At 66.5% G+C, this 13,479-nt stretch carries 14 protein-coding genes; 9 read left to right on the top strand and 5 right to left on the bottom strand.

Going from position 1 to position 13,479, the window contains the following annotated elements; genetic code table 11:
- Nucleotides 1–119 precede the first annotated feature (119 nt).
- From ku to PVZ77_RS10455, 6 genes are all read left to right on the top strand, one after another.
- The gene (gene ku, locus PVZ77_RS10430; RefSeq protein WP_273807490.1) at nucleotides 120–995 is read left to right on the top strand and encodes a non-homologous end joining protein Ku; all 876 of its coding nucleotides are present in this window, start codon (nucleotides 120–122) and stop codon (nucleotides 993–995) included.
- Nucleotides 996–1,006: 11 nt separating this feature from the next.
- The gene (ligD, locus tag PVZ77_RS10435; protein WP_273807491.1) at nucleotides 1,007–3,571 is read left to right on the top strand and encodes a DNA ligase D; all 2,565 of its coding nucleotides are present in this window, start codon (nucleotides 1,007–1,009) and stop codon (nucleotides 3,569–3,571) included.
- 117 nt (nucleotides 3,572–3,688) lie between these two features.
- Entirely contained in the window at nucleotides 3,689–4,699 is a 1,011-nt protein-coding gene (locus PVZ77_RS10440) for an acyl-CoA dehydrogenase (protein ID WP_405046283.1), read from the top strand.
- A complete protein-coding gene (locus tag PVZ77_RS10445; protein WP_273807493.1) occupies nucleotides 4,687–5,448 on the top strand; it encodes a PIG-L deacetylase family protein in 762 nt (253 codons plus the stop codon). The genes PVZ77_RS10440 and PVZ77_RS10445 overlap by 13 nt, the downstream gene beginning before the upstream one ends.
- 8 nt (nucleotides 5,449–5,456) lie before the next feature.
- Nucleotides 5,457–6,044 (top strand): class I SAM-dependent methyltransferase, encoded by a 588-nt coding sequence (locus tag PVZ77_RS10450; RefSeq protein WP_273807494.1) that lies wholly within the window; start codon nucleotides 5,457–5,459, stop codon nucleotides 6,042–6,044.
- On the top strand, nucleotides 6,041–6,697 hold the full coding sequence (locus tag PVZ77_RS10455) for a glycosyltransferase (RefSeq protein WP_133861813.1): 657 nt from the start codon (nucleotides 6,041–6,043) through the stop codon (nucleotides 6,695–6,697). The genes PVZ77_RS10450 and PVZ77_RS10455 overlap by 4 nt, the downstream gene beginning before the upstream one ends.
- A 176-nt stretch (nucleotides 6,698–6,873) precedes the next feature.
- Here PVZ77_RS10455 and PVZ77_RS10460 read toward each other — a convergent pair whose 3' ends face one another.
- Nucleotides 6,874–7,668, bottom strand: coding sequence for an AraC family transcriptional regulator (locus PVZ77_RS10460; RefSeq protein WP_273807495.1), 795 nt, complete (start codon nucleotides 7,666–7,668; stop codon nucleotides 6,874–6,876).
- Nucleotides 7,669–7,744: 76 nt separating this feature from the next.
- On the opposite strand from PVZ77_RS10460, the gene PVZ77_RS10465 reads away from it, so the two are divergent.
- On the top strand, nucleotides 7,745–8,755 hold the full coding sequence (locus PVZ77_RS10465) for a bile acid:sodium symporter family protein (protein ID WP_273807496.1): 1,011 nt from the start codon (nucleotides 7,745–7,747) through the stop codon (nucleotides 8,753–8,755).
- Nucleotides 8,756–8,779: 24 nt separating this feature from the next.
- Here PVZ77_RS10465 and gorA read toward each other — a convergent pair whose 3' ends face one another.
- Both gorA and galU read right to left on the bottom strand, forming a co-directional pair.
- Nucleotides 8,780–10,153 (bottom strand): glutathione-disulfide reductase, encoded by a 1,374-nt coding sequence (gene gorA / locus PVZ77_RS10470; protein ID WP_273807497.1) that lies wholly within the window; start codon nucleotides 10,151–10,153, stop codon nucleotides 8,780–8,782.
- 127 nt (nucleotides 10,154–10,280) lie between these two features.
- On the bottom strand, nucleotides 10,281–11,111 hold the full coding sequence (galU, locus tag PVZ77_RS10475) for a UTP--glucose-1-phosphate uridylyltransferase GalU (protein ID WP_059314756.1): 831 nt from the start codon (nucleotides 11,109–11,111) through the stop codon (nucleotides 10,281–10,283).
- Between the two features lie 239 nt (nucleotides 11,112–11,350).
- Between galU and PVZ77_RS10480 the strand changes: the two genes are divergently transcribed.
- On the top strand, nucleotides 11,351–11,833 hold the full coding sequence (locus PVZ77_RS10480) for a hypothetical protein (protein WP_256664577.1): 483 nt from the start codon (nucleotides 11,351–11,353) through the stop codon (nucleotides 11,831–11,833).
- Nucleotides 11,834–11,984: 151 nt separating this feature from the next.
- Nucleotides 11,985–12,359 carry a hypothetical protein gene (locus tag PVZ77_RS10485; RefSeq protein ID WP_273807498.1) on the top strand — a complete coding sequence of 125 codons (375 nt, stop codon included), beginning with the start codon at nucleotides 11,985–11,987 and terminating at the stop codon, nucleotides 12,357–12,359.
- On the opposite strand, the gene PVZ77_RS10490 is transcribed toward PVZ77_RS10485, so the two are convergent.
- Both PVZ77_RS10490 and PVZ77_RS10495 read right to left on the bottom strand, forming a co-directional pair.
- Complete coding sequence (locus PVZ77_RS10490; protein WP_273807499.1) at nucleotides 12,325–12,681, bottom strand: antibiotic biosynthesis monooxygenase family protein; 357 nt, start codon at nucleotides 12,679–12,681, stop codon at nucleotides 12,325–12,327. The two genes, PVZ77_RS10485 and PVZ77_RS10490, sit on opposite strands and share 35 nt — an antisense overlap.
- Nucleotides 12,678–13,379, bottom strand: coding sequence for a glutamine amidotransferase-related protein (locus PVZ77_RS10495; RefSeq protein WP_273807500.1), 702 nt, complete (start codon nucleotides 13,377–13,379; stop codon nucleotides 12,678–12,680). Before PVZ77_RS10495 ends, PVZ77_RS10490 begins: the two co-directional genes overlap by 4 nt.
- Nucleotides 13,380–13,479: the final 100 nt, after the last annotated feature.

Below are 13,479 nucleotides of genomic sequence, written 5' to 3' on the forward strand. Positions count from 1 at the left end.
CCTGCGACGGCAAAAGCGTCGTTCCGGGGGTAGAACCCAACAGCGGAGCGGGGTTCCCCAAGGCGGAACCCGATGGATCGCCGGCCTATCCATAGGGGACACCCAAGAGGAGAACGTCCATGCCCCGCTCGATCTGGAAAGGCGCCGTCAGCTTCGGCCTGGTGCACATCCCCGTTTCGGTCGTCTCGGCGACCCGGCAATCGGGCATCGACTTCGACTGGCTGGACGAACGCAGCCTCGATCCGGTGGGCTACAAGCGGATCAACAAGACCACTGGCAAGGAGGTGCCCAGCGAGCATATCGTCAAGGGCGTCGAACATGGCAAGGGCAAGTACGTGGTGCTCAGCGAGGACGAGATCCACAACGCGCTGCCCGAGGCCACGCGCACCATCGACATCCTCACCTTCGTCGAGGCGCGGGAGATCTCCATCCTGCACTTCGAGAAGCCCTATTACCTGGCGCCGGACAAGAACGGCGAAAAGGTCTATGCCCTGCTTCGCGACACCCTGAGCGCCGCCGGCAAGGTGGGCGTGGCCAACCTGGTGATGCACTCCAAGCAGCATCTGGCGGTGATCATGCCGCTGGGCGATGCCCTGGTGCTCAACACCCTGCGCTGGGCCGACGAGGTCCGCTCCGCGGAAGACGTCGGGCTCGAAGGGCTGGACGCCAAGGTCACCAAGAAGGAAGTGGACATGGCCCAGCGGCTGGTGGACGAGATGACCGAGCAATGGGATCCGGAGCAGTACCACGACACCTTCAAGGACAACGTCATGGCCCTGGTCGAACGCAAGCTCAAGGACGGCAAGCTCGAAGCCGTCGCCGAGGAGCCCGAAACCGAGGACAGCGGCGCCGACGTCATCGACCTCACCGAATTGCTGCGCCGTAGCCTGGGCGGCAAGCAGGACAAAGCCAAGGACGCACCCAAGCCCAAGGGCGCCGGTCGTTCGAGCGGCCGCCGTAGCCCGGCCGCCAGCCGTACCCGCAAGGCCAAGTGAGGACCGCCGCCATGGCCAGCCCGTCCAGCGAATACAACCGCAAGCGCAACTTCGACATCACCGCCGAGCCGCGTGACGAGGACCGCCCGCGCCGGCGCAAGGCCGAGGGCGCCCTGAGTTTCGTCATCCAGAAGCACGATGCCCGTCGCCTGCACTATGACTTCCGTCTGGAGCTGGACGGCACCCTCAAGAGCTGGGCGGTGCCCAAGGGTCCCAGCCTGGATCCCGGTGAAAAACGCCTGGCGGTCCAGGTGGAGGATCATCCGCTCGCCTACGGCAGCTTCGAAGGCAGCATTCCCGAAGGCCAGTACGGCGCGGGCGATGTCATCGTCTGGGATCGCGGCGAGTGGCAGGCGGAGGGCGATGCCGCCGAAGCCTATGCCGCTGGGAAGCTCAAGTTCGAACTCCGTGGCGAAAAGCTTCGCGGCCACTGGACCCTGGTACGCACCCGGCTGCAGGGCCATAGCGACAAGCCGCAATGGTTGCTGATCAAGGAGCGCGACGCCGAGGCCCGCGACAGCGCCGACTACGAGGTGACCGCTGCCGAACCCGACAGCGTACTGAGCGACAAGACCCTGCCGCGGCTGGCGCAGCCCAAGGCCAGGTCCAAGGGCAAAACCACCGACCAACCGAAGGCAGCCAAGACGCCGGCACGCCAGGCCAAGGCGCGCAAGGCCAAGCTGCCCGAGACGCTGGAGGCGCAACTGGCGACCCTGGTCGATAGTCCGCCGGCCGGCGACTGGCTGTACGAGGTGAAATACGACGGCTACCGGCTGCTCGCCCATATCGAGGGCGGTGAGGTGCGCCTCTTCACCCGCAGCGGCAACGACTGGACCGAACGCCTGCCGGAGCAGGCCAGGGCGCTGGCGGCCCTCGGCCTGGAAAACGCCTGGCTGGACGGCGAGATCGTGGTCAATGATGCGCGGGGCGTCTCCAGCTTCCAGGCGCTGCAGAATGCCTTCGAGACTGGCAAGGCGACCCGCATCGCCTATTACCTGTTCGACCTGCCCTATCTCAATGGCGCGGATCTGCGCGAGGTACCAGTCGAGCAGCGCCGCGAGCTGCTCGGCAAGCTGCTGGAGCAAGGCAACGACAGCGACCTGCTGCGCTTTTCCACCGCCTTCGAGGTACCGGCCGATCGCATCCTGGCCAGCGCCTGCGAACTGGGCCTCGAAGGGGTGATCGGCAAGCGCCTGGGCAGCGCCTATCGCTCCCGGCGCAACAAGGACTGGATCAAGCTCAAGTGCGCCCATCGCCAGGAATTCATCATCGTCGGCTACACCCCGCCCAAGGGCGGTCGCCAGCACCTGGGCGCGCTGCTGGTGGCGCTGCACGATGACCAGGGCCGGCTGCACTATGCCGGCAAGGTCGGCACCGGCTTCACTGCCGCCTTGCTCAAGCAGTTGCACGCCAGATTCCAGCCGCTGATCGTCGATAAGCCACCGGTGGTGGATCCGCCCAGGGGCGCTGCCTACCGCGAGGTGACCTGGTTGCGGCCCGAGCAGCTGTGCGAGATCGCCTATGCCGAGCTGACCCAGGATCGCATCGTCCGTCAGGGCGTCTTCCATGGCCTGCGTGGCGACAAGCCGGCCGAGGGCATCGGTCTCGAACGGGCCGCGCCGGCACGGGAAGCCGAGGATCCCGATGCCACGCCCCGACGCAAACCCGGTGCCGGCCAGCAGGAGGCGACCGTCGCCGGGGTGCGCATCAGCCACCCTGGGCGCGTCATTGACGAGGCCAGCGGCGCACGCAAGCTCGACGTGGCCGGCTATTACGCCGCCGTCGCCGACTGGATCCTGCCGCACCTGGCCGACCGGCCCGTGGCCCTGGTCCGTACGCCCGAGGGTATCGCCGGCGAGCAGATCTTCCAGAAGCACAAGCAGACCCTCGCGATTCCCCATATCCGCGAACTGGCGCCTGAGCTGGATCCGGGTCACGCACCGCTGATGGTCATCGACAGTCGCGAGGCGCTCATCGGCGCGGCCCAGATGGGTACGGTGGAACTCCATACCTGGAATGCCACCGCTGACCGTATCGATCGCCCCGACCGCTTCATCCTCGATCTCGACCCCGATCCCGCCCTGCCCTGGTCGCGCATGGTGGAAGCGACGGAGCTGGTGCTGACCCTGCTCGACGAGCTGGACCTCCAGGCTTTCGTCAAGACCAGCGGTGGCCGCGGCCTGCACCTGGTGGTGCCCCTGGATCGGCGCCAGGATTGGGACACCGTCAAGGCCTTCGCCCAGGCGGCCGCCCAGCACCTGGCCAACACCCTGCCCAAGCTCTTCGCTGCCAAGATGGGCGCCCAGAACCGCCAGGGGAAGATCTTCGTCGACTACCTGCGCAATCGCCATGGCGCCACCACGGTGAGTGCCTTTTCCCTGCGCGCCCGTCCCCACCTCGGCGTTTCGGTGCCGGTGACGCGCGACGAGCTGAGCGACCTACGGGGCAGCGACCAGTGGCGCTTCGACTCCCTCCTGCAACGTCTCGAAGGGCTCAAGGACGATCCCTGGGCCGGGTACGCCGGGGTGCGCCAGAGCCTCACGGCGACAAGGCGCAAACGACTGGGCATGGCCTAGTGACACGCCTGCCGTCGGCAAGCGTTGCGCCCAAGCGAAACCCCTTGTCGCTCCCCGTGGTCTGCACTAACGAGCGCTGTCGTGGACAGCGCCGTCGCCAGCCACGGGATGGAGCCGATGTCGATCGATCTGGATAGCCTTCAGGACACCCTGGACGAGTGGGCCTATGACGAGGTCACTCCCGCACTGCTGCAACACCGACTCCAGATTCTCAATCAGCGCGGCCTCGACCGCCTGCCCTTGCCCGGCCAGGGCCAGACCCTGGACCGTTGGCGCGCTTTGGCCCAGGTAGCCCACCATGATCTGGGCCTGGTCAAGCTGTACGAGGGCCATACCGATGCCCTGGCCATCCTGAGCGAACTGGATGGCTACGTGCCGCCCGAAAGCCTCTGGGGCGTCTGGGCTGCCGAGCCGCCGGACGCCCGCCTGCTGGTGCGCTACAGCGCCGACGGCATGGTCACCCTGCACGGCCGCAAGTCCTGGTGCTCCGGCGCATCCCTGGTCAGCCATGCCCTGGTTACCGCCTGGATGGACGACCATCCGATGCTGGTGGCGGTGGAAATGAAGCAACCGGGCGTCGAGGTCACCCAGGATGGCTGGCGCGCCATCGGCATGCAGCACACGGGCAGCGTCGATGTGCTCTTCGATGGCGCCGCCGGCGTGCTGGTCGGGGCTCCCGGACGCTACTTGCACCGCCCTGGCTTCTGGCATGGCGGCGGTGGCATCGCCGCCTGCTGGTATGGCTCCGCCACCGCCCTGGCCGACACCCTGCGCGCCCATTGCAAGCGTCATCGCGAACCCCATGCCCTCGCTCACCTGGGCCATGTGGACGCCGCCTTGCTCGGCGCCGCCACGGCCTTGCGCCAGGCCGCCCACTGGATCGACCACAACCCCGAGGCGGACGCCCGCTATCCCGTCTGCCAGTTGCGGGCCCTGGTCGAGCAGTGCGCCGAAATCGTCATCCGCCATACCGGCCGCGCCTTTGGCGCCGCGCCGCTGTGCCGTGACGCCTATTGCGCCCGCCACATGGCGGACCTTCCCGTCTACCTGCGCCAGAGCCACGCCGAACGTGATCTGGCGGTACTGGGTGACCTCAATCTGCTGGAGGGTGCCCCTTGGCAACTGTAGGCGATCGTCAGATTCAAGGACTCGGCACCCCGCCCGAGGCGTGGCTGCAGTGGTCCGGCTTCACCGAGATGCCGGCAATCGAAGCCTCGCAACTGGTTCCGCCGGGACACCGCGCCGTGGTGGTCGCCCCTCACCCGGACGACGAGATCCTCGGCTGTGGCGGCCTGCTCTGCCTGCTGGGCGAACTGGGTCGCCGTTTGGCGCTGGTGGCGGTCACCGATGGCGATGGCAGCCATCCGCAGTCCACCCTCTGGCCTGCCAGTCGCCTGCGCAACACCCGCCCGCTGGAAACCCGCGAAGCCCTGCGCCGGCTGCACCTGGAGCGCGCTACCGTGACGCGCCTGGCGATCCCGGACGGTCAGGTCAGCGAGCAGCAGGACGCCCTGCAGCAGCGCCTGCTGGAGTTCATCACTCCCGAAGACGTGGTCTTCGGCACCTGGCGGCTGGATGGCCATCCCGATCACGAGGCGACCGGCCGAGCGGCGGTGGAAGCCTGCCGGTTGCGCGGGGCTCGCTGCATCGAGGTGCCGGTCTGGACCTGGCACTGGGCCGCTCCCGGTGATCCGCGCGTGCCCTGGGACCGGGCGCGGCGCCTGGATCTGGAAGAAGACGTCCTCGCACTGAAGAAGCGTGCGGTCAGCGCCTTTGGCAGTCAGCTGACCGAGGACGCCAGCACGGGACAGGGGCCGATCCTGCCGCCTGCGGTGGTTGCCCGTCTCACGCGTGCCTGGGAGGTCTATCTAACGTGACTGTCTCCATGAGCTATTTCGACTCGCTCTACGCCGATAGCGAAGACCCCTGGGACTACCGCCATCGCTGGTATGAGGCGCGCAAGCGCGATCTTACCCTGGCCGTGCTGCCGCACCGCCGATACACGCATGGCTATGAACCAGGCTGCTCCACCGGTGAACTGTCCCGGCGGCTGGCCGAACGCTGCGAACGGTTGCTGGTCAGCGACGGCAATGCCTCGGCGGTCGCCACCGCCAGCGAGCGCCTGGCCGACCAGCCCCAGGTCGAGGTACGGCACCTGCTGTTGCCGGACGCCTGGCCCGCGGGCGCCTTCGATCTCATCGTCATCAGCGAGATCGGCTACTACCTCGGTGAGCGCGGCCTGGATGCCCTGCTGGATCGCGCCCACAGCGCCCTGTTGCCCGCCGGGGTGCTGCTCGGCTGCCACTGGCGCCACCCCATCGACGGCTGCGCCCTGACCGGCGACCAGGTCCACGAACGCATGGCCGCCCTGCCCGGCCTGCATCGCCTGAGCCATCTCGAAGAAGCCGATTTCGTCCTCACCCTCTGGTCTTCCGATCCCACCTCCGTCGCCCGCCGGGAGCAGCTTCTATGATAGGTGCCGTGATACCCGCTCATAACGAAGAGCAACACGTCGAACGCTGTCTGCAATCGGTTCTGCGCGCTGCGCGGCATCCGGCCTTGCTGGGTGAGACCGTAGAGATCGTCATCGTGCTGGACAGCTGCACCGACGGCACCGCCGACATCGTTCGCCGCCTGCCGGTGACCGCACTGGAGGTCTGGGCCTGCAACGTCGGCCTGACCCGCGCGACCGGCGCGGCCCACCTGATCCAGCGGGGCGCGCGCTGGCTGGCCTGCACCGATGCCGATTCCGAGGTGGCGCCGGACTGGTTCGCCGCTCAACTCGCCTACGGCGCCGATGCCGTCTGCGGCGTGGTCGAGGTGGACGACTGGGCTCCGCATTCCCCCGGTCTGAGAGCGCGCTATGAGGCGGCCTATCATGATCGTGAAGGCCATCAGCACATTCACGGCGCCAACTTTGGCATCTCGGCGGCCGCCTACCTGCGCGCCGGGGGCTTTCCCTCCATGACCGTGGACGAGGACGTCACCCTGGTTACCGCGCTCAAGACCCAGGGCGCGCGCATTGCCTGGAGCAACAGCGTGCGGGTACGCACCAGCTCGCGCCTGGACTGCCGGGCTCGCGGCGGCTTCGGTGACTACCTGAGCCTGCTCGGCGCCACCGCCTGACGGTTAGCGTGGTGCCGCAGAAGTCATCTGCACAGTCTTGGCGGTGCTTCTTGCTTCCAGACGGTGTTGCCACTCAGCGCCATAGCCCTGCCATGACTCGTCGCAGCGCCTGGCCTGGCCTGGTCTGGAAGCAGAAATCCCTCGCCAATTCTTGTGCGAACGCCTGAAACACCACCCTAGACGCCCAGGGCGAAGGCCCCGGGCGTCGCGCCGAACTGGCGGCGAAAGGCCGCGATAAAGGCCGATGGGGAGTTGTAGCCGCAATCCAGCGCCACCTCGGTCACCGCAGCGCCCTGCTCCAGGCGCTCAAGGGCACTGATCAGCCGCAACCGTTGCCGCCAGGTCCTGAAGGTCAGCTCGGTATCCCGCAAGAAGGCCCGGCTCAGGGTCTTTTCCGAAGCCCCCAGCACCCTCGACCATTGCGCCAGGGTGCGGTCGTCCGACGGATTGGCCGCCAGGGCCTCGCACAGCAACCGTAAGCGGCCATCCTGGGGCGCCGGCAGCGACAGCCCCACCTCGGGCGCCGCCTGCAACTGATCGAGCATCACCGACACCAGCCTTCCCTCGGCACCGTCCTCGTCATATTCCCGGGGGAAACCGCTGAAGGTCTTGATCAGCTCGCGGATCAGGGGACTCACCACCACCACGCGACAGCACTCGCCGACATAGGGCGCTGCCTCGGCGCTCACGTAGAGACTGCGCATCTCCGCCTGCGGCGAGGAACGCACCTGGTGCTCGACATCCGCGGCGATCCACACCGCCCGCTGCGGCGGAGCGACGTAGCTTCCCTCGGCGGTGGTCACCGTGAGCACCCCCCTGATGGCATAGGACAGCTGTCCCCAGGGATGCCGGTGCCAGGGGGTCCAGGCCGGCTGCGCCAGGGATTCGACGCGGGCATAGAGCCGCCGGGGCAGGTGGGCGAGCGTGGGAACGGGACGTTCGACCGCAGACTGTCCGTTTGACGACATCATTGGGGCTTTTCGCGTTAGTCGGTTAGGTCGGGAGACGATAGCCTTGAGGCCATCCACAGACAACCCGAGAGAGACCATGGCTCGTCCCCGCCTGATGCCCGACAACTTCACCCTGCTGCTGGTCGCCACGGTGATCCTGGCCAGCGTGCTGCCCTGCCGGGGCCTCGCTGCCCAGGTCGCCAACGTGGTGACCAACATCGCCATCGGCCTGCTGTTCTTCCTGCATGGCGCCAAGCTGTCGCGCCAGGCGCTGGTGGCCGGCATCACCCACTGGCGGCTGCACCTGCTGGTGTTCGCCTTCACCTTCGTCAGCTTTCCGCTGCTCGGCTGGGCGCTGCAGCCGCTGCTGGCGCCCCTGGTGACACCGGAGCTCTATCTCGGCGTGCTGTTCATGTGCGCCCTGCCCGCCACCGTGCAGTCGTCCATCGCCTTCGTCTCCATGGCGCGCGGCAATGTCTCGGCGGCGGTCTGCAGTGCGTCGCTGTCCAGCCTGCTCGGCATCTTCCTCACCCCGCTGCTGGTACGGCTGCTGCTCGACGCCCACGGCGGATCGGACGGCCAGAGCACCCTCGACGCCATCGTCAAGATCTGCGTCCAGCTGCTGCTACCCTTCGTCGCCGGCCAGCTGCTGCGCCCGGTGATCGGCCACTGGGTCGATCGCCACAAGGGCAAGCTCAAGTTCGTCGACCAGGGGTCCATCCTGCTGGTGGTCTACACCGCCTTCAGTGCCGCGGTAATCGAAGGCCTGTGGCGCGAGACGCCGATCCTGTCGCTGGTGGGCCTGGTGTTCATCTGCGCCACCCTGCTGACCCTGGTGCTGCTGGCCACACGCTACAGCGCGCGGCTGCTGGGCATGAGCAAGGAAGACGAGATCACCGTGGTCTTCTGCGGCTCCAAGAAGAGCCTGGCCACGGGAGTGCCCATGGCCAAGGTGCTGTTCGCCGGCAGCACCATGGGGCCGGTGCTGCTGCCCATCATGCTGTTCCACCAGATCCAGCTGATGGTCTGCGCGGTACTGGCCCAGCGCTACGCCAAGCGTGAGGCGGTAGCGCCTGTCACGCCCGCGGTAGCGCCGCTACCCAAGTGATGCGCGCGGCGGCGAGGCGCCCGATCAGCGCGCCTCGTCCTCGCGAACCGGTTTGCGCATGGTGACCCACTCTTCCGCAGCAGTGGGATGGATGCCCAGGGTGTCGTCGAAGCAGGCCTTGGTCGCCCCGGCCTTGAGGGCAATGGCCAGGCACTGGATCTGCTCGCCGGCATCCGGCCCCACCATGTGGCAGCCCAGCACCTGGTCGCTGTCGGCATCCACCACCAGCTTCATCAGGGTGCGCTCCTGGACGTCGGTCAGGCTGAGCTTGGTCGGCCGGAAGCTGCTCTGGAAGATCTTCAACCGATGGCCACGCTCGCGCGCCTCTTCCTCGCTCAGGCCGATGCTGGCCAGATTGGGCAGGCTGAAGACCGCACTGGCGATCAGGTCGTAGTTCAACGGACGATAGCTGTCCGGATTGAACAGATGCCGCGCCAGGGTCATGCCCTCGGCCAGGGCCACCGGGGTCAGTTGCACCCGGCCGATGACGTCGCCGATGGCGTAGATCGACGGCTCGGCAGTCTGGAAGGTGTCGCCGACCTCGATGAAACCCCGCGCATCCAGGGCCACCCCGGTATTTTCCAGACCCAGGTCATCCAGCATCGGCCGGCGGCCGGTGGCATAGAACACGCAATCGGCTTCCAGCACCCGATCATCCTTGAGGGTCACCTGCAGGCTGCCATCGGCGGCCTTGTCGATCCGCGCCACATCGGCATTGAACTGCAGATCATGGCCACGCTTTTGCATCTCGTCGCGCAGGTGCTCGCGCACGCCCTGGTCGAAGCCGCGCAGGAACAGCTCGCGGCGATACAGCAGGGTGGTACGGGCGCCCAGGCCCTGGAAGATCGAGGCGAATTCCACGGCGATGTAGCCGCCACCCACCACCACCACCCGCTTGGGCAACTCCGGCAGGTAGAAGGCCTCGTTGGAGGTGATGGCATGCTCGCGCCCGGGGAAGTCCGGCACATCCGGCCAGCCACCGGTGGCGATGAGGATGCGTTCGCAGCGATAGCGCTTTCCTTCCACCTCGACGGTATGGGGATCGAGGATGCGGGCATGGGCTTCCAGCAGGGTCACCCCGCTGTTGACCAGCAGGGCCCGATAGATGCCGTTCAGCCGGCGGATCTCGTGGTCCTTGCTGGCGACCAGGGTATTCCAGTCGAAGGCCGGGACCTCGGCGTCCCAGCCATAGCCGCGGGCCTGGCGGAATTCGTCGCGAAAGGAAGCGCCGTAGATGAAGTACTTCTTGGGCATGCAGCCCACGTTTACGCAGGTGCCGCCAAGGTAGCGGCTTTCCGCGACCGCCACCCGGGCCCCGAAGTCGGCGGCGAAACGTGCCGCGCGCACGCCGCCCGAACCGGCGCCTATCACGAAGAGGTCGAAATCAAAGGTCGTCATGGAGCTCTCTCTCTGCAGCTGCTGGCGCCAGCATAACGCAAGGCCACCCCGGGCAGCGGCGCGGATGGCCAACCGCCAGAAACGACAAGGCCACCCGCAGGTGGCCTGGTCCGGTGCACAGGGCGTCTTACAGCGCCTTGTACAGGTTCTCGAAGCAGAAGTTGGTGGCTTCGACGAAGCCTTCCGCGCTGCCGCAGTCGAAACGCTGACCCTTGAATTTGTAAGCCAGTACGCAACCGTCCTGGGCCTGTTTCATCAGGGCGTCGGTGATCTGGATCTCGCCACCCTTGCCCGGCTCGGTCTGCTCGATCAGATCGAAGATGTCCGGGGTCAGGATGTAGCGGCCGATGATCGCCAGGTTGGAAGGGGCATCTTCCGGCTTGGGCTTCTCGACCATGTTGTTCACGCGGTAGATGTCGTCGCGGATCATCTCGCCGGCGATCACACCGTACTTGTTGGTCTCGTTGGCCGGGACTTCCTGGATGGCCACGATCGAGCAGCGGAACTGGTTGTACAGCTTGACCATCTGCTTGAGGACGCTGTCGCCGTCCAGGTTCAGGCAAAGGTCGTCCGCCAGCACCACGGCGAAGGGTTCGTCACCGATCAGCGGGCGGCCGGTCAGGATGGCGTGACCCAGGCCCTTCATTTCCACCTGACGGGTGTAGGAGAAGGTGCAGTTGTCGATCAGCTTGCGAATGCCGACCAGGTACTTTTCCTTGTCGGTGTTCTTGATCTGGCTTTCCAGCTCGTAGCTGATGTCGAAATGGTCTTCCAGCGAGCGCTTGCCACGACCGGTGACGATCCCGATCTGATGCAGGCCCGCCTCCAGAGCTTCCTCCACGGCGTACTGCACCAGCGGCTTGTTCACAATGGGCAGCATTTCCTTGGGCATGGCCTTGGTCGCAGGGAGAAAACGAGTGCCATAGCCGGCTGCCGGAAACAGACATTTGGTGATCATGGGAGTCCTTTGATCTGTACGTGAAGGCAAAACGAACGGCGGTCTATCCAGCCGCTTGTCGCATACAATGCCCGAAGCGCGCGACGCTGGAAATAGCCAGGCATGGGCGCTCTGTGGACGTGCGGATACGACTCCAGGATTGCCTTCCGGTTCTGCGCAAAGCCGTAAAGAACTGCTATCGTCCAAAGTTTGGAACCAGCGTCACGACTCCGCGGATAGATCTCGACATGAAGAAATGGATGCTCCCGTTGCTGTGTGTTTCCCTCGCCGGCTGCTCCCTGGGCGGTCACCACGAGGCAGCGGAAACGCGGCCACTGAGCGCTGAACAGACCACCCTGCTGCGCCAGAACGACCTGTTGCAGGCCAAGCTGCTGGTCCTGGGTGGCAGTGAGGAACAGCTCAAGCTCGCGGATGCCCTGCTCCTGCGCAATGGCGGCACCAGCGCCGATGGCGAGGTGGAATTCTATCGGGCGGTGATCGCCATCAAGCAGGGTCCGCAGACCGACGATGTCCTGGAATTGCTGAACGCCTCCGCCGATCATCGCTATCCGCTGGCCTATGCCCTGCTCTATCGCATGTACACCGACCCCTTCCTGGTTCCCGAGGCGGATCCGATCCAGGCGCAGACCTACAAGAGCGCCTATGGCGAACTGGCGGTCGCCAAGAGTGGCTACCCGTCCTTCGACAAGGCCCTGGAAGTCACCCGCCAGCTGGCGCCCTGAATCCGCCCCTCTAGGCGGCCGCTTTTGCGGCCGTTCACAGTCTGGCACTGGCGAATGAGCAGCCGTTGACCTTTCCTTCATGTGAATGATGTCAATTGGCCGCACGACGGTAGCATCGAACCTCTACCGTCCGCCGCCCAGAGCCATTCCCATGTCCTCGCTTGGCAAGCTGTCACCCGATATCGTTGCCGTCCGCACCGTGACGCAGCGGCTCGTCCTGCTGCTGATCGGGTTCTTTGCGCTGGCCATCCTGCTGACGCGGCTGCCGACCTTCATCAACGCGGCCAGTGGCGAGACCTGGCAGATCCGCGGTGGCCAGATCCCGCTGATGCAATATCCCGCCATGCCGGAACGCAGCGTGGTCGCCAACCGCCAGCTGATCGTCATGCTCGAGCCGGGTGATCGCGTCCTGGTCCTGGACAGCGCCCCCTTTCGCCCTTGGAAGAAGGTCATGCTGATCGGCGAAGACAGCCGCATCGGCTGGATTCGCGTCACCCCGGCGCTGGGCGCGATCCGTCTGGAATGACGCCGGCCCCGGAGCGCGACGACAACAGCCGCATGACCCGGGTGTCATGCCAGCGATACCAGCGTTCATGGCCCAGCCGTTGCGCCTGGCGATGCTCCGGATGGGCGCCCCAGGCCGCCACTGCGGCCTGGTCGACCCAGTAGGACAGCGTGATGCCCAGGCCATCGGCGCCGCGTACCGACTCCACTCCCAGAAAGCCCGGTTGTGCCTGCGCCAGCTCCAGCATGCGCGCGGCCGTACGCTCATAGTCGGGATCCTCGTCCGCGCGCTGCGAGATGAAGGCGATCACCACGCAATCGGGCGGCAGGTCCGGCCGGTTCATGGACGCGGTCTCCGCGCGACCACGGCCTCCAGCCAGGCCCGGACCGCGGTGGGAACCTGCCCGGTCAGGGCCTCGCGCTCAGGCTGGTAGAGGGTCCCGAAATGACAGGGTTGGGTTTCCAGCTCAAAGGCCACGGGTAACGCCTCTTCGTCCCAGGCCAGTACCCGCCAGCCGGCGGCGAGCAGGTCCGGCAGGTACTCGGGATTCACGCCGAAGCGACAGCGATAGGCGGCCTGCGCCTGCCGGCCTTCCTCTCCCCTTGCCAGGCGCGAACCAGGCTCCACACGGAGCTCATTGTGATACTCGATGCGCGCACAGCTCAGGGGCGCCAGCAGCGCCCGCGACGTCAGCGGGTGCTCCTCGGGGTGGGCCGCGTCCGTCCATCCCAGCACGGAATGAGCGTACTCCAGCAGGGCGTACTGCAGCCCGCCACAGGTACCAAGAAAGGGGATCCGCCGCTCACGGGCGGTGCGGATGCTCGCCAGCACCCCCTCCCGGTTGCGGTATGGACTGCCCGGCACGCACCAGAGGCCGTCACAATCGGCAAGAGCGCCGTCAGCCGCCATGGTAGGCAGCCAGCGCGTCCGCAACGTGATGCCCAGTGCGCTGGCTGTCAGCGCCAGGGCCTGGGGGATGGCCTGATGGGCAACAATGGACGCGTCCTGGTCACCCAGGAGCACGATCTCGTAAGACGCCATGGTGGACACCTGTCGGCTGGAGGAAAGGTCCTACCCACTCTAGGGCCTGGGGCCCGTGGTTTTAATAGGCGTCGCGGACAGCAGGCCTTGCGCTGCCGCC

Source organism: Pseudomonas sp. SHLD1, from assembly GCF_028640935.1.
GTDB classification, from domain to species: Bacteria; Pseudomonadota; Gammaproteobacteria; order Pseudomonadales; family Pseudomonadaceae; genus Chryseomonas; species Chryseomonas aestiva.